The sequence below is a fragment of the Paenibacillus glacialis genome, assembly GCF_001637205.1.
GTDB classification, from domain to species: domain Bacteria; phylum Bacillota; class Bacilli; order Paenibacillales; family Paenibacillaceae; genus Paenibacillus_AQ; species Paenibacillus_AQ glacialis.
This window is the reverse complement of record NZ_LVJH01000021.1, coordinates 65,101-80,845: the sequence shown is the minus strand read 5'-3', so window position 1 is coordinate 80,845 and position 15,745 is coordinate 65,101. Positions and strand designations below refer to the sequence as shown.

12 protein-coding genes, 1 tRNA gene and 2 pseudogenes are annotated in these 15,745 nt (G+C 42.0%); 5 read left to right on the top strand and 10 right to left on the bottom strand.

Annotation, left to right across the window (positions count from 1 at the left end; all coding sequences use genetic code 11):
* Nucleotides 1-10: 10 nt before the first annotated feature.
* The 4 genes and pseudogenes from PGLA_RS12105 to PGLA_RS12090 all read right to left on the bottom strand — a co-directional run bounded on the left by PGLA_RS12105 (nt 11) and on the right by PGLA_RS12090 (nt 3,575).
* A complete protein-coding gene (locus tag PGLA_RS12105; protein ID WP_068533024.1) occupies nt 11-862 on the bottom strand; it encodes a hypothetical protein in 852 nt (283 codons plus the stop codon).
* Entirely contained in the window at nt 859-1,548 is a 690-nt protein-coding gene (locus PGLA_RS12100) for an ATP-binding cassette domain-containing protein (RefSeq protein ID WP_068533021.1), read from the bottom strand. Before PGLA_RS12100 ends, PGLA_RS12105 begins: the two co-directional genes overlap by 4 nt.
* Entirely contained in the window at nt 1,545-1,967 is a 423-nt protein-coding gene (locus tag PGLA_RS12095) for a GntR family transcriptional regulator (protein WP_068533020.1), read from the bottom strand. Before PGLA_RS12095 ends, PGLA_RS12100 begins: the two co-directional genes overlap by 4 nt.
* Nucleotides 1,968-2,208: 241 nt before the next feature.
* Nucleotides 2,209-3,575 (bottom strand): annotated as a pseudogene (locus tag PGLA_RS12090) (transposase).
* Nucleotides 3,576-4,099: 524 nt separating this feature from the next.
* Between PGLA_RS12090 and loaP the strand changes: the two are divergent.
* Together loaP and PGLA_RS12080 are read left to right on the top strand one after the other, a co-directional pair.
* Nucleotides 4,100-4,648, top strand: a complete 549-nt coding sequence (gene loaP / locus PGLA_RS12085) for an antiterminator LoaP (protein ID WP_084410992.1) — start codon at nt 4,100-4,102, stop codon at nt 4,646-4,648.
* 30 nt (nt 4,649-4,678) lie between these two features.
* Nucleotides 4,679-5,218: a hypothetical protein gene (locus PGLA_RS12080; RefSeq protein WP_068533018.1), complete on the top strand. Its 540-nt coding sequence runs from the start codon at nt 4,679-4,681 to the stop codon at nt 5,216-5,218.
* Between the two features lie 142 nt (nt 5,219-5,360).
* Here PGLA_RS12080 and fabD read toward each other — a convergent pair whose 3' ends face one another.
* Complete coding sequence (gene fabD / locus PGLA_RS12075) at nt 5,361-6,659, bottom strand: ACP S-malonyltransferase (RefSeq protein ID WP_068533017.1); 1,299 nt, start codon at nt 6,657-6,659, stop codon at nt 5,361-5,363.
* A 379-nt stretch (nt 6,660-7,038) separates the two neighbouring features.
* On the opposite strand from fabD, the gene PGLA_RS12070 reads away from it, so the two are divergent.
* Both PGLA_RS12070 and PGLA_RS29915 read left to right on the top strand, forming a co-directional pair.
* A complete protein-coding gene (locus PGLA_RS12070; RefSeq protein ID WP_161487880.1) occupies nt 7,039-10,155 on the top strand; it encodes an ATP-binding protein in 3,117 nt (1,038 codons plus the stop codon).
* A gap of 24 nt (nt 10,156-10,179) precedes the next feature.
* A pseudogene (locus PGLA_RS29915) lies at nt 10,180-10,323 on the top strand (site-specific integrase); the annotation flags it as partial.
* A gap of 580 nt (nt 10,324-10,903) precedes the next feature.
* Here the strand turns inward: PGLA_RS29915 and PGLA_RS12065 are convergent.
* The 3 genes from PGLA_RS12065 to lpdA are packed head-to-tail and all read right to left on the bottom strand — an operon-like array spanning nt 10,904 to nt 14,132.
* On the bottom strand, nt 10,904-12,076 hold the full coding sequence (locus PGLA_RS12065) for an ABC transporter permease (RefSeq protein WP_068533013.1): 1,173 nt from the start codon (nt 12,074-12,076) through the stop codon (nt 10,904-10,906).
* On the bottom strand, nt 12,060-12,692 hold the full coding sequence (locus tag PGLA_RS12060; protein WP_068533011.1) for a biotin/lipoyl-containing protein: 633 nt from the start codon (nt 12,690-12,692) through the stop codon (nt 12,060-12,062). Before PGLA_RS12060 ends, PGLA_RS12065 begins: the two co-directional genes overlap by 17 nt.
* Nucleotides 12,693-12,734: 42 nt before the next feature.
* The gene (lpdA, locus tag PGLA_RS12055) at nt 12,735-14,132 is read right to left on the bottom strand and encodes a dihydrolipoyl dehydrogenase (protein WP_068533009.1); all 1,398 of its coding nucleotides are present in this window, start codon (nt 14,130-14,132) and stop codon (nt 12,735-12,737) included.
* A 196-nt stretch (nt 14,133-14,328) separates the two neighbouring features.
* On the opposite strand from lpdA, the gene PGLA_RS12050 reads away from it, so the two are divergent.
* A complete protein-coding gene (locus PGLA_RS12050) occupies nt 14,329-14,895 on the top strand; it encodes a TetR/AcrR family transcriptional regulator (protein ID WP_068533239.1) in 567 nt (188 codons plus the stop codon).
* Nucleotides 14,896-15,122: 227 nt separating this feature from the next.
* Here the strand turns inward: PGLA_RS12050 and PGLA_RS27765 are convergent.
* Nucleotides 15,123-15,179: transfer RNA gene (locus PGLA_RS27765), tRNA-OTHER, on the bottom strand.
* A gap of 44 nt (nt 15,180-15,223) precedes the next feature.
* Nucleotides 15,224-15,745: a GNAT family N-acetyltransferase gene (locus PGLA_RS12045; protein ID WP_068533007.1), complete on the bottom strand. Its 522-nt coding sequence runs from the start codon at nt 15,743-15,745 to the stop codon at nt 15,224-15,226.

Below are 15,745 nucleotides of genomic sequence, written 5' to 3'. Positions count from 1 at the left end.
ATATTCCTCCTTACACTGATATCTTTTTGGAAAGAAGCCGACAACCTAGCCAGACCGATATAGCCATTACACCTAGACACATGACTAGTTCGATCGCAAATATTTCATTAGGATATAAATATGTATTTAAATCATTCAAACCTAGACCGAACAAAGGGAATATGAGCAAGAACGAACTTATGCCTATATAAAGAATGGCGTATATAATACCTACACGGCGATAGCTTCTCTCGATCAGAATAGCAGTGAATATAGCCATAACAGCAATAATTCCTAATCCATAATAAAGCAGAAACGTATCCAAATTCCAAGGTATAAGCAGCGGCAATGCTCGATTTGCATAAATATTATGTGGGAGATAAGAAAAATCTCTCATATCAGAAGGAACGATCAGGTTGAAAATCAACTTTTCAACTGGTAACAATGCCAACTGAAAAGTTACAAGTGTAAAAATGAATATAAGAATAGCCGTTAATTTAGCGAAATAAATATGTCGTCTTGCAGTTGGTAGGATTAACAAACGATATATAAATGTGTTTCTACCAAACCAATCGCGATACCAAATTAGAAATACGTATATCACAAGTACGCCAATACTGAGTAGGATAGGAATCATAGATATAGATTGGGTGTTAGAAATCACTTCAGTAAACGAAAGGTTACCGTTATGGGAAGAATTATAGCTACTATAAGGCATGGAACTCCCATTGCTCCAGGCTCCACTTTCTCTATAGGATAAAGCATTCTTAGTCCACCAAATCACAGCTCCAAACTGACAAATAAGTGTTAGACTCATTATGCCTGCCAGTATGTATTTAAAGCGATCTACTTCCATATGTACAAGCTTTAAATATCTATTCATGCTTGGTACACCTCCCTCATAACGTCAACAATGGACTTACCTTCCTCGCTACGTATTTGTTCACTATTGAAATCCCGACAGATGGCTCCATCTTTCATCAGTAGTGCTCTATCGATCAAATGCTCTATATCACCGATCTCATGCGTAGTCAGAAGTACGCCGCGATCTTCGATCAAGTGGCTGGAGAATACCTCTGCAATCAAACCTCGACTGAACATATCTATGCCCGAAAATGGTTCGTCCATTAGGACATATTCTGTATCCTGTGCAAGACCAAGCATAAGATTAAATTTAGCTGCTGTTCCCTTCGAAAGATTGCCAATTCTCTCTGTCTGATCCAAGCTAAAAAATTTCATGAGCTCTTCTGCTCTATTCGGATTCCAGCTCTTATAAAAGTCTGCCATGAACCGAAGTCCCTCAGACAGCTTCATTCCAGAAGGCATCGTTAAATGATCGGGGATAAATGCTATGCTTTCATACATGTTCTTATCCAATGGTTGACCATCAATCCGGATTGTACCTGCCTTCAGGGGCGTTAAGCCCATAATTGCCTTTAGAATCGTTGACTTACCCGCTCCGTTAATTCCTATAAGACACGTTATTTGTCCCTTCTCGACCGTGAAGGAGGCGCCGTTTAGCACAGACCGTCCACGATATCTCTTATGAATGTCTATAACCTCAATCATGCCTGGTCTCCTCCTTCCTGGGCTTGTTTCTCTATATCGGTTCTTTCAAGATATTTTCGCTTTACGATATCTAAAAGTTCATCTACGGGAACCTCAATTTTACGGACCGATACCACAAAAGCATCCACAGCATCGCTAATTAATTCAGAACGGATACTTCGCAGCACTGTATCATCAAGCGTGATTCGACTTGCTGAATTCCCTTCAGTTACGATCAATTGTTGTTCCTCCATTTCTTTATAAGCCTTCTGCGCTGTATTGGGATTAATTTTTAGCATTGCTCCCAACTCCCTCCGTGAAGGAATGATCTGCCCGGCCTCCATCCGACCGGTTGCAAGTTGTTCTTTGAAATGACGAACAACTTGTAAATACACCGGATCCCGACCATTGAAAGTGATGTCCGTCCAGCCTTCATTCATTTTCATCCTGCACCTCGCATTCTTTTACACTGTATGTACTACGTGGTTCATACACTATAGATGTATTATGCTAGTAATACAGTTGGTTGTCAATACATTCCAAAGTACATAGGAATAGGTATTTACACCTTAACTGCTGTCGTAGCGATTTAAAATGATTATAAATGAATCAATTTCATAAATCGTTCTCTCATTAATCAGATTAACCGAATATTTACGCCAGCATTTTTAAAATTAGGAGCTACGCAGTTAATTTATTCGCTTTATTATTTTGGTTCAATCGGTCAACGGTAAGTTTACAAGCGTTGTACGTCAGACAAGCTAGTTCAAAATCGACTTTGGCCACTGCTCCGCGATGACGAATGTTGTTCAGTTGAAAGTATTCCTTCAAATAAGCATTCACACGTTCTACAGCCGTTCTCTTTTTATAGTGTTCATAGTAACTATCACTGCCACGAGCAGGGACGGTATATCTTCTTGGATGATCTTCGACTTTTTTCTTGAATACCTTCTGGCATTGTCCATCGTTAAAGGGACACTCCTTGCTCTCTTTGGGCTGCGTGTATTTTATGGTTTCATATGTTGAGTCAAAACTATCATATCGGTAAGAATGACCCTCTTTACAGATCGGACGAAAGTACTTGTCCGCATCAGGATCCGGTTGCTCATTACGACGGTTGTAATCGATGAGCCCTCTGGCTCCCATTTCCTGAACTTGCTTGTAAATGGGTACTAAATCATAGCCAGCATCCGCGCATGAGAAACAGGTAACTCAGGGTGCCTTTCGGCCAGTCCTTTAAGTAAGGGGATCCCCATCTTGCCATCATTAATGTTACCGGAAGAAAGTAATGTTGTAAGGATATATTGGCTTTTGCAGTCGACCAAGAGATTTACTTTAAAACCACACCAAAATACGTTTCTGCCTTCGGAGTTCTTCTTGACACCCCATACAGGGGTCATTGGGATTTCCTTCACTATATCATCATAGGAGTAAGGCAGTTGTGCTTCTACCTTCTTTACAAACAGAGGGGGAGGTTCTTCAAATTCTAGTTGTTCCTTTAACCATTGCTCGCGCTCACCCTTGGATTTACGGCCACGCTTTTTCTTTGGTGGTTCAGTTGTACATGTATCCGTATCCTTTTTCTTCTTCTCCGGTTGGCGGTCTCTGGCTTCAATGTGAGTGGCGTCCATAGCGATTGTTGTTGCATCGATAAAGCCTTCTTGAAAGGCTTGCTGAACTAATTCTTCTTGCGATTGCTGAAAGACATTGGATTTTTGAAGCTTTTGGATCAGCCGTGTATACGATGCTTCACTTGGAATCCGATCAGAGCCGGTAAAGCCACAGTCCGTGCAAAATTCAATACTTCTTTTCAAACGTTTCCTTAGATCTTTTATGGTCGGAATTCGTTCCACAATTCGAATGAAAAGTGAATGAAGCATAGCTACATAATTGAGCTGAGTCGGTGCCCCTAGAAAGGCTTACTTCGATACGACACGTAAGAATGGATTAATATCTAACGTCTCAAAGAGATAGCCGTAGGTATCTTTGGGTGACATTTCTAATAAGTCTTGCAAGGAAAACAGGCTTTCTTGTTGAATATTGTACATTGAGAGATGCTCCTTTCTTCTCATCAGTGTCTGGTAGCGGTACTAAACACTTCGAGATTTGGGGAGGTACTCCTTTTTCCATGCTCTATGAGCTTAAGCGTAGTAAGGCTTTGGAATTATGAAATTGATTCAAATAGCATCTTTTTACATGCCCAACACCTCAACAATATCTTGCACAGCTGTCTGCTAACAACCTTTGTCCGTAAAACACCCTTGCTGATGTAATAACCGAAGCATATATTTCCAAGATTATCTCTTCCTTTTATTTACTATTTTTCTAGTTTATCTTATAGTTAGTAATATATTAAGTTGACAGTAGTGTTAACCGATACTATTGGAAGGAGCTATAGAGGCATCCTATAAACATATGATTATTTAGACTACCCTGCTTATTGCTTTAACTGCAAACACATCATTTCTATTAATGAAGAAGAAATGCCTGACCTACACTTTTAACACCACATCTCCATACTTGCAGCAAATCCTTTTTTTCACTAATTTTCTGTGGAGGTATCAACCCATAAATGAATATGAATATGGATATGGACTGGTATGCACTATTCGTCAAAAATGGAAGGGAGGTCCTCATCGCTGACCTGTTAAACAAACGATTTTGTCCGAATGAACTGAGCTTCTTCATTCCGAAACGAAGGGTACCTGAAAAAAGAGAAGGACGTCAATTTGACACCGTTAAGATGTTATTACCGGGTTATGTGCTTATTAATACCAACATGACCAATGAAATCTACTACAAGCTTAAAAAAATCCCACATATCTTCCGAATGTTAAACAAACATGAGACTTTGAACGAAGAAGTACATTACTATAAAATCGAAAGGCGTGAAATGGAACCCATTATTCAGATGTCGGGGGGCGATGGTTGTATTGATTATTCCGACATTAAACTCTCAGGTACCAATATTGTTGTCGTAAACGGACCTTTGAAAGGGATGGAATCCCAAATAAAGAAAATAGATAAACATAAAAAAAGAGCTAAACTTCAATTAGATTTCCTAGGGAAAAGGCTACAGTTCGATGTTGGAATCAACATAATAAATCCCACTCAAGAGTGAGCTAAAATTAGAAAGGTAGGATGATAAACAATGAATAAACAAATTGGTAATCTTTTAGGCCTTCTTTTTATTATAGCTGGCTTCTACTTCGCTACAGCTGGAAGCTCCATCCTTCGATTTGAGACCTCCTTTGATATTTGGCATTTGATAAGCCTATTTGCTCCAACCTTTGTAATGATTTCATCCGGCCTTTATTTGCATTACCGATTTTTCGTGCGATCCAGAAAGGCAATTACGCTATTTTTTGGTGGATTCCTAGTTATCGGGGGAGGATTAACCCAAATCGCCATGTTGTTAGATATTTGGGATTACATATGGCCAGGCTTTCTGTTTGCGATTGCCTTCGGTTTGCTTGAATGCACAATCTTGATTAGACCTAATCTTAAAATAATCTTTGCCGTAATCGTGCTAATGATCCTCTCAGTCTTGTTTTTTGTACAAACGATCTCTGAGGAACTTCTTCAGGAAAACAGCAATCAATTCATACTTCCTAGTTTTCTGGTCATTCTTGGCATTGGCGTAATCGTGAATAACACACTTCGTCACAAGAAGTCGCAATCAAATCTCTGAAATTAAGACGATCGAAATACGTGGGGTAGATACTTTAACATCAGCCATCCCTTTACTCAGAAAAAAAAGGAGCGAACCCCTAGGAACTTATGATCCCAGGTTTCGCTCCTTTATAATAGTTTGAAACAAAGTTATAAATTGATTAGGCCAGCATTAAATCTGAACTGCTTACCAACTCTTGCAAGATACGATTAAGCGTATCTCTTAAAGTATAATAGTTTCCCGTCTCGTCAACCATTTGCTTAAACCACTGTTCCTGTTCTTTAACGGGCAGTTTTTTTGTCTGAAAAATTGTTTTCAGTAACTCAAGCGCTTCCGTCATTTGCACTTCCGTCGGACTGGTCCCTTCTTCTTTCAGCTGCTGTAGCATATCTTGAATACGTTTATATGGCACAATGGCGCCAGCTTGATACTCCTCATTATTCCAGTTTGTATTTGGCGTGGCGACCCCAGCTGCTAGACATCGCGTAATGATCGTTGGAAAATGCTTTCTCAAAAATGGAAATCTCTCATGCAGATTTGACAATGATTGTCTGTCTTCCTTCTCAGCAAAACAAAGTGCCTCGATTCCCTCCACATTTGCCGCCACCAAATTGCTCAGTACATTTTTAGGCCCCATCTCCACAGTCAGTGTGATTCCTTTTCTTTTCAGATATTGAATGGTGGCTTGCCACTGCACCGGTTTGATCATATGCTGTACTAAATTCGCTACAATTTGATCAGGATCATTGTACGGCAGTCCAGTTACATTAGAAATTACAGGGAATTTAAACCAGTTGAAGCTGTACTGTTCGAGCTCAGCCCGTAGCAATTCGGACGCCTGTGTCATTAGTGGCGAATGAAAAGGAGCACTCGCTAACAGAGGCGTTACCATACAGCCGGTGGAGAGTAGCTTCTCTTCCACAGACAAAACGATCTCTTTCTCACCGGATATACTCGTTTGAGTTGGAGAATTATAGCATGAGATGGCCACCACTTGTTCTGGGGTAGTTAATTTCCTACATTCTTCTTCAACTTTTGATTTATCAATCCCGTCAATTATGGACATGGCCCCAACATCCTGTAAAGCGATCTGATCTGCTAACCTCCCGCGAAAACGGGCAATGGATACTGCATCGGCGAAGGTGATTGCTCCGGCACAGGTTAGCGCTGAGTATTCACCCAGACTATGACCCGCGCAGAACTGTGGAGTAATACCTATCTCTTGCATGTACACACGAAAGGCGACGACACTTGAAACAAGAATGGCTGGCTGGGCGATATCATTCTTCGCCAATTCGGCCAAACTGCCTTCAAAACATATCTTCGCTAAATCAATGCCCAATATTTCATTCGCTTCTTCAAAGGTCTGTTTGGCGATTTCATATTGGTTGAACAAACTTTTAGACATTCCTACAAATTGGGAACCTTGACCTGGAAACAAAAAAGAGATTTTTTCCATCACTTTCACCTCGTAAAATGTATTTGTACGCTCTTTATTAATTAATTAATTAATTACTACGTTTAGATAAGCAGGATAGGGTTGTATGCAAGCATTTTTTACATCAATTAACATTATCCTAGAAATCCTCTTCCCGCCATCTGTTTTGTCTCACAGAAGTAGCGCGACTAATTCCTCGTTAACACTTCTAATAAATTTATGGTAAACTATTTAAATATTCGACAACCCGCAATTTCCCCCCATCATCACCTCTATATCAAGGATTGAACGCGATGATGCTAGTAAAATATACTAGAACAAGATGCGCTGCCGCCTGTTTGAATGGTCTCAAGTAAGTACCATAATGGGTGAAGCTCTCATAGTGAAAGGAATTGGCTATGTGAAAAATAGAAAGACGCTCACTCTAATTATGATCGCTGTCACTCTCTTAACAACGTACTTTGTCCTTCACTCATTTCGTATATTCGACTCCAATACATTCGTGGCGAAAAATGGTGTTCTTTCATTGCAGCATTGGGATTGGCAAGATGAAAAAACTATTGCGCTTGATGGAGAATGGGACTTCTATCCAGATGAATTAATTGTGCCAAGCCCGGATGAGGATGTCTTTGAACGTTATAAGAACAAACGCCAATCCATTCTAGTACCTACAGCGTGGGATCGCTATAGAGCTGAGAGCGCTACTCCTTATGGGACAGGCACGTACCGCTTGCTTATTCATGTTCCGGAGGATGACCTTTACGGTGTAAAGCTGAATACGATTCGAAATGCCAATAAAGTGTATTTAAACGGGGAGGAGCTTGGTTCAGCAGGTGTTCCTTCAAAAAGCACCGAAGAATATCGCTTTGATTACAAAAAATATATCGTTCTGGGAAATAGTGAAAACAAACAAATAGAACTTGTTATACTAGTTGCCAATTATGACTATGCTGTTGGTGGGATTGTCAGTTCGCTCCAATTCGGTCTAGCCGATCAAATATTAGCAAAACAAGGCCGTGAAAAATTCATTGAAGCCTTTCTCATTTCCGGCTATTTTCTGTTTTCATTTATATACTTTACGACATATTTACAACACAAACGGAAATTCCAGTATGAGCTCTATTTCAGTCTATTCAGTTTAGCGCAAGCTGTACATATATCTACGATAAATGAAAGATGGATCTACTTACTATTTCCGGAGCTCAGCCCAGCCTCACAACTAGGAATTCAAGCCATTTCACTTACACTTTTCGTATTGTTTTTCCTACTATTTGTTTATCATTTCTTCAACATGTCTGCCAGCAAAAGGATCGTCACTGCATTAAGTGCAATCTTAGGATTTCAAGCCTTGGCAGTGTGTGTGTTAAACATGACCATTGATCTAATGGTAAAGGTTCCATTTCCGTTCATTCAACTCATTGTTTCAGGGACTACTGCTATTAGTTATGTGTATATTTTTATTATGCTGCTAAAAGCCTATAAGCAAAAAACGGATGAGTCCGACTATGTGCTGATCGTTGTTTTTGCTTTTGCTGTTTATGGTATTCTACTTGCAATTGTCCTGCTATTTGATGTGGATATCGAAGTGCCGTCACTTCTTTTATTTTTAATTATGGTGATGAGCTTGGCGCTACTAATGAGTCACCGTTCACAGCAGGCATATAATAAAGTGGAGGAACTGTCTAAGGAATTGCTTGAATTCGACCGAATGAAGGATGATTTTCTAGTCAAAACATCACACGAGCTCGGCACTCCGCTCCACGGCATTATTAATCTCTCTCAATCGCTGCTGGAGGGTGTAGAGGGGCCTTTAAAAAGAAAACAGCAAGAAAGTGTTATTTTGATACACTCGGTTAGTAGAAGATTGGCAGGCTTGGTTAAGGATCTTTTATTTATTTCTAAAATAAAGCAAGGTGAGGTGTCTTTTACATCCAGACCGATCGAAATTCGAATTATTGAGGAAGTGCTCGCTGAGATTGCCTATGTTATGCCGCCCACCCTGCCTGTTCAATTGATCAATACGATCCCAGAAAATTTGCCGCTTGTCTACACCGATGAGCAAAAGCTAAAGCAAGTTTTCTTCAATCTGATCTACAATGCGATTAAATTCACCAAGCAGGGAACGATCACGATCTCAGCTCAAATCATAGAGGAACAGATGCACATATCGGTTGAGGATACGGGTCCAGGTATTGCTTCAGATTACCAAGACCTCATATTTACTACCTTTTATCAAGTTGAAAGCAGCCGGACTAGGAAATCAGAAGGACTTGGTTTGGGATTAAGCATTACCAAGAAAATTGTGGAGAGTGCAGGTGGACGTATTTGGGTAACTTCTGAAATAGGTAAAGGCTCATGCTTCACCTTTACGATCCCACTGGCTACTAATCAGCAGCTATTAGGGCATAATGAAATAAACAATCACAAAATGAACGAACAAGTTACGTCTACCCAAATGAAAAATCGGGAGATGAAGCAGTCGCAGGTTATCCTGCCAACAAAAGTGAAAGGACCAAAACCGTATACGATATTAGTTGTAGATGACGAGCCTGCCAACTTGAAGGTGCTTATTAATATGCTCCATTCGCTTCATTATAGCGTAATTGCAGTAGGCAGCGGGCAGGAAGCACTCGACATAATTGAAACGGAAAAGGTGGATCTATTAATTTTAGATTTAATGATGCCCCATATGACGGGATATGAGGTTTGCAAAACGATCAGACAGAAGCAAGACTTAGTAGATTTGCCTGTCATCATATTAACAGCAGCAGGACAATTGTCTGACTTAGTTGTATCCTTCCAATTAGGAGCCAATGATTACTTGCAAAAGCCTGTTAATTTAAAGGAATTAGAGATGCGAATCGAGTCCTTATTATTAATGAAAAAGTCATCGCAGGATGCTGTGGAGCATGAACTCAGCTACTTTTACGCTCAGATTACACCGCATTTTTTATACAACACACTCAATGCGATTATTTCGCTAAGTTGGTCTGACCAGAATAAAACCCAAACTGCATTAGAACATCTTTCTACCTATTTCCGAGGAAAGCTGGATTACCAGAAGCAGCGCTCACTCGTCCCTTTGGAGGAAGAAATACAATTAGTGATGGCTTACTTAGCGATAGAACAATTGCGCTTCGAAGAAAGGCTTCATATCGAATATAATATCGACGAAACGATTCAAACCTATATCCCAGCAATGACACTGCAGCCGCTAGTGGAAAATGCTGTTACTCACGGGATAATCAAAAGTAGAAAAGGTGGAACGCTGCGACTTACTATCGAGCGGGAACAGCAGCATATCAAAATCACGATAGAGGATAACGGTGTCGGGATTCCTCTAGAAAAGCAGCAAGAGCTAATGCGTGGTCGAAATGAGCGATTGGGCTTCACAAATCCATTTAGAAAGCTTTCACTTATTAAAGGAGCTCGTTTTCAAATGAACAGTGAAGTGGGCAAAGGGACAACGATCATCATTCATATGCTCGAGATCAAAGACAACAGGCAATTGTTCTAATTTTCACTCATACATAAGTGAAAACTCCTAATCAACCAAGCTGTTCATGCAAAGCTTATTTCTCCACGACTGGGACATGGCGACATTAATACCACGATGAACGTTTTTGGACACGCTCTACGATCAGCCGATCAATCCGCAGCAGACAAGTTTGAATCGGGAGATTGAAACAACATGCATTTTAAACTTCAAGACCAACTGAAGGACGTAAAATTAAATTACGTCCTCAACTCGTCCCCAACTCCTTTATTCACTAACTCAAACCCCTTGTAGATCAAGGAACAAACATTTTCGATATGTTTGGTACGCCTATCATCGAAGCCTATCATCGAATATTCTTGAGCGATAATGTCACATCTCATTTATTTCGAATCATCAATATTAAGCACTCCACATGTGTGGAGTGCTCATTATTAATAAAAAGGAAAGGGTCGACTTATGGACTTGATTACTCAACCGTTGACTGTGCAAGGTTGTTATGAATGGTGGAGCCTAGGGGGTACTTTTAGTCTAACTCACTTTCCCATCAAGAGACTGTCCGAATCTTGATCTAATGGCTGCCGAAGCCGACTCGATGAGGACTTATAGCGGAAGATTCAAACGCAACGGTTCTCCATTTGATGCCGTTTCTTTGAAGCTATTTCATCCACTGCGTCCCCGAGAGCTGAACCTCGAGGTTCGCTTCCTATAAGGCTCCTTAGAATTCGCTTCATAAATCTATTCTTTAAGTAAGTCATTCCATATTTAATTAACTGCTGCTCAGCAGAACCTCCGGATTCACAAGCGGTTCCCGGCTGGGATAAGTTTTCCCTGCTTCCCGTAGTACCAATAATCCAATTAACAAGGACACAACGCCAATAATGATCAGCAGCGCCCCCAACTCCTGACTGTAGGCTGTTAGCGAACCATCCCGAAAAGCCATTCCGCGTATGAGGCGGTTAAGCCAGTTCATAGGTAATACCCATGCAGAAATTTGAAAAGGCTCTGGAAACGCAAGTGGACTCAGTTGGATTCCAGTAGCAAGAAACGACGGATACAATACGAAATTGGTTCGTAAATTGACTTTGGACACGTCTTTGGCAGTATAACCAATCAACAGGCCCATAAGTGACAAGGCAAAGGCATACACAAGCAGCGGAATGATAAAAAGATAAGGCTCCGCTTCAAAGCGCATTCCCCCCACCTGCTTTAATAAGCCATAACATAGAAGCAGCGAAAGGGTAGTCAAGACAGCGTAAGGTACACTACGAATCCAAAGCGGCAAAGGCGACTTTCCGTTTGCAAAGAGTTTCCCTTCCTGACGCAAGCGAGGAACTATCGAGCCTGCTGCGCTTGTTGTAATCATCAATACCACGATATTCACAAATCCAATTACCATAAAGCTCACGTAACTTGAGGTCGGATTAAACAGCATTCGCTGCTGCAGGGACAACGGAGAAACAAGCCCTTTAGAGGTTTGCGCATCCATCCCCTTTTGGACCAGACGGGTCATAGAGAGAGTCATATTTTCCGTTAGGATGATTTCCTGAATCGCAGTCCTAATGCCGGTTAGCCCTGAGGGCATCGTGTTATCCATTAAAATGCCGATATTCGTTGATATCCCCTGCTGCTGACGTAGCTCCAACTGTTTGGGAAGCATGATGACCGCTACAGCCTGCTCATTTGCCAGTAATATTTCTGGGTTCAGGCGGCTTGCGTACACGTTTGAGACGTTCATGTATGGGGAAGCATTTATTTGTGAGATCAGCTGCCGTGAATACGAACTGTGATCCTCATCAATGACAACAACAGGCGATTTGGTGATTTGGTTCTGCGAAAACATTAGTCCAAAAAATATGGCCGCGACAAGCGGACCGATAAAGATCAGGCGAAAATACTTACTGCCCGATACGTACTTCCACTCGTCAATCAGTGATTTCATCAAGTTTCACCTCCGCTGTCATACCCGGAAGCAAATCAGCATTCGAATCCATAGATATTCGGACAACAAACATACTTAAATCTGCTTGCCCTTTTTCACGTGTCATGCGCAAGCTCGCAAATTGAGGAGCGGCTGAGATCGAAGTAATAACACCAGTCACCTGTGTTGGGTGATCCAAATATGGAAAATGAACACCAACGCTTTGATTAACCTCAAGCTTTTGGATTTCACTTTCCTGTATGTAGAGATCTGTATAATAGTTGTTTTTTTGCAGAATCGCCATCGGCGCTCCTTGCTGTACTTGATCCCCCGGCTTTGCAACAATCCTGTTGATCAATCCGTCATCCGGCGCGAGTACATCCATTTCTCCTTCTACAGCTGATTTAACCTTGAATAGCACCTCACCCTGTTTCATAGAATCGCCTACAGCCGCACCGACCTCTACAATCGACCCTGGACTCTTCTGATAAAATATTGTCGTTTGCTCCGCCTCAATCATACCTTGTTTCCTGCTCTCAGCCTGACTGACAGCATCCTTTCCTTTAACAACAAGAAGCGAACCTCCAACAATCAGCGCTATCGCCATTCCGATATAAAAACCTACTTTTATCTTCATTCTTCAATCTCTCCCATTCCTATTCTCTATATGTTGTTAAATCTACTGCTCTTTTTTACTTTTCATCATTATTTTGCTGACCGCGATGTCAGCAGCCTCCATAATCACTTCTCCCAATGTGGGATGGGGATGAATCGTCATAGCCAAGTCCTCCACGGTTGCCCCCATCTCGATTGCAAGTCCAAGCTCCGATATGAGAGTTGATGCTTCCACGCCAACGATTTGTGCACCAATCACGATTCCTGAGGTCGGGTTCGCCACAATTTTGACGAATCCTTCGGTTTCCCTCAATGCCAATGCTCTTCCGTTGATCGCAAAAGAGGCTTTACCAATAACAATCGGGATGGCGTGTGCCTTTGCCTCCGTTTCACTTAAGCCAACGCTGGCAAGCTCCGGATTAGAAAAGACGACGAGCGGAATGGCTTTATAATCAACCTCGGAGGTATGGCCTGCAATGGCTTCTGCCGCAATCTTGGCTTCATAGGACGCCTTGTGAGCGAGTGCCGGACCAGCCGTAATATCTCCAATTGCGAAAATATGCGGGATAGCCGTTCTGCACTGTTCGTCCGTCCCGATCAGTCCCCTGCTCGTCACCGGCAAGCCTATGCGCTCCAGCCCTAACTTGCCGTCTGTATTTGGTTTTCTGCCGATAGTGACTAACGCATATTCCGCCGTAACATGATGCTGCTCCTGATTTTTTAAATAATGCAGTGTAATTGAATCAGCATTCTGCACCACTTTCTCAGCTGTCGCCCCGGTTATAATGTTAATACCATCGGCTTTCATCTGCCGGACAACAGGAACCGCAAGGTCTGACTCGAATCCCGGTAGCACTTGTTCTCCGCCCTCCAGAATCGTTACCTTTGTTCCAAATTTGGCATACATTTGCCCCAGTTCGATACCAATATATCCACCGCCTATAACTACCAGGCTGCTCGGAACCTCAGGGAGCGACAGAGCTTCTGTGGAAGACATAATACGCCCTCCAACCGGAAATGCTTGCAGTTCAATTGGACGAGATCCCGTTGCCAGTATGGCATACTTAAAAGAAATGGTTTGCTCCTGTCCAGATTGATTGATAATAGCTGTATGTTCATCAACCAAACTAGCCTCTCCTTCCAGAATGCTTACGCCGGCAGTCTTTAATAAATAACTAACTCCGCCTGCTTGCTTATTCACAATCCCCTGCTTGAAATCCTGAGCATTCTTAAATGACACTGCCGCATCTGCGTTATTGAACTGTTTGAGTACATTATAACGATGCGATTCTGCAATTAATGCTTTCGATGGAATGCAGCCAACATGCGTGCAGACTCCACCAAGCTGACTGCGTTCGACAATCGCCGTCTTCATACCAAGCTGCGAAGATCGCAACGCCGCCACATAACCTCCCGGACCTGATCCAATGACCAGCGTTTCTACGGATTCAAGCTTACTCATATCCTGATACCTCCTGTTGAAACTTTTTTTAAAATATGATGATCATAATATATTATATGCATCATATTTTAAAAACGTCAACAGCTGTGTATAGCATTTCTTGAACTAACAGTTACGGGGCCACTAAATTGACAGGCTTAATTATGACGATTATAATATTTTGAAGGTAGAATTATGAAGCTGTGGAGTGATTACAATACCGTATCCCAAAGGACATAAGATGAAAGTGCGGAAAAGAATAGTTGAAAGTGCTGCCCAGGCTTTTCGCACCAATGGTATCCACGATGTAAGTGTTCCGTTCATTATGAAGGGGGCTGGATTGACTCATGGAGGGTTTTATTCACACTTTGACAACAAAGAACAGCTGGTCGCTGAAGCCTGCCGGTATGCCATCAGCGATACCATCGCACTTCTGCAGGAAGCCGCTGATCAGGAGAAGCAGAACCCCCCGATCAATACTGTCATTGATTATTATTTAAGCCCGTATCACCGCGACAAAACGGAGATGGGCTGCATTCTTCCTGCCCTTTCTGGCGAAATATCCCGTTCTTCAGAAGAGGTTCGGCAGGTATTCACCCATGAACTGGAGCGGATGATGGCTTTTATCTCCAATCTGGCGGAAATTGACACGTCCAAAGGTAGCGCACTGTTAAGTACCATGGTCGGCTCTCTTGTTCTTGCACGGTCTGTTAATGATCCTGAACTGAGCGACAGCCTTCTCTCGGCAGGCAAGCAGTACGCCAAAGAGCTGGTAATGACCTAGTCTTGTCCAAGCGCTATAATCCGTTCAAGTCTTAGAGGACATAGACGATCTGACAATTTGGATGAACTTACTCTCGGTAATACCAACGGGAAATAATCTTAAATCCATAACATACATGATAAGATCCATGAGCCCTTATACGACTTATACGATACGCTTGATCCATAATATCCAGCCAGCAAACACAAAAAAACACGCCAACAAATGGCGTGTTTTTTTGTGTTTGCTGGAACCTAGGAGGGGGATCGAACCCCCTGTCCTCATCGCTCTCCCAACTGAGCTACTACCCGTTCTTACTTCTTTTGAATCATAACATACTGCTCTCCAATTAAGTTCTGTCCTGTTGAAGGATCCGCTCCCATCTTCTAGGATGACTATCATCTATGTACAGAGGTTGAAATCCTAATTTCAAATAAATCCGGATCGCAGGCAATCTGAAATCGTCTGTTTCCAAATATGCCGCTTCCCCTCCTGCTTCTCTTATCCTATGCAAAGCTGCAAGGCTCGCAGCAAATCCGAGGCCTTTGCCCGAATATTCTGGAAGCACACCTACCATATGCAAGTACCAGTTCTTATTGTCACCAATACCTGTTTCCCAAGCCGTAGCTGTCGCGACAGGTTGTTCCCCTCGGCAGAAGAATAGAACACGATCCGAATAACACGGTACATGTTCTCCGATTTTATCGGCAAATTTCACTTCTCTTGTAAAAGAGTGACGGATGATATCCTCCCAATTTCGTTCATCTCCTGGCTGGAAATGACGAAATCGGTACCCTAATGGACATTGAAATATGGGTAAGTCGGAGAGCACCTCTTTCTTCATAATGAGTTTGGAAAGAACCTGGTCCAT

Coding starts and splice junctions, on each gene's coding strand:
- loaP (WP_084410992.1), top strand. CDS start 4,100: ATGAATATGAATATGGATATGGACTGGTATGCACTATTCGTCAAAAAT.
- PGLA_RS12105 (WP_068533024.1), bottom strand. CDS start 862: ATGAATAGATATTTAAAGCTTGTACATATGGAAGTAGATCGCTTTAAA.
- PGLA_RS12045 (WP_068533007.1), bottom strand. CDS start 15,745: ATGGACCAGGTTCTTTCCAAACTCATTATGAAGAAAGAGGTGCTCTCC.
- PGLA_RS12100 (WP_068533021.1), bottom strand. CDS start 1,548: ATGATTGAGGTTATAGACATTCATAAGAGATATCGTGGACGGTCTGTG.
- PGLA_RS12080 (WP_068533018.1), top strand. CDS start 4,679: ATGAATAAACAAATTGGTAATCTTTTAGGCCTTCTTTTTATTATAGCT.
- PGLA_RS12095 (WP_068533020.1), bottom strand. CDS start 1,967: ATGAATGAAGGCTGGACGGACATCACTTTCAATGGTCGGGATCCGGTG.
- PGLA_RS12060 (WP_068533011.1), bottom strand. CDS start 12,692: ATGAAGATAAAAGTAGGTTTTTATATCGGAATGGCGATAGCGCTGATT.
- PGLA_RS12065 (WP_068533013.1), bottom strand. CDS start 12,076: ATGAAATCACTGATTGACGAGTGGAAGTACGTATCGGGCAGTAAGTAT.
- lpdA (WP_068533009.1), bottom strand. CDS start 14,132: ATGAGTAAGCTTGAATCCGTAGAAACGCTGGTCATTGGATCAGGTCCG.
- fabD (WP_068533017.1), bottom strand. CDS start 6,659: ATGGAAAAAATCTCTTTTTTGTTTCCAGGTCAAGGTTCCCAATTTGTA.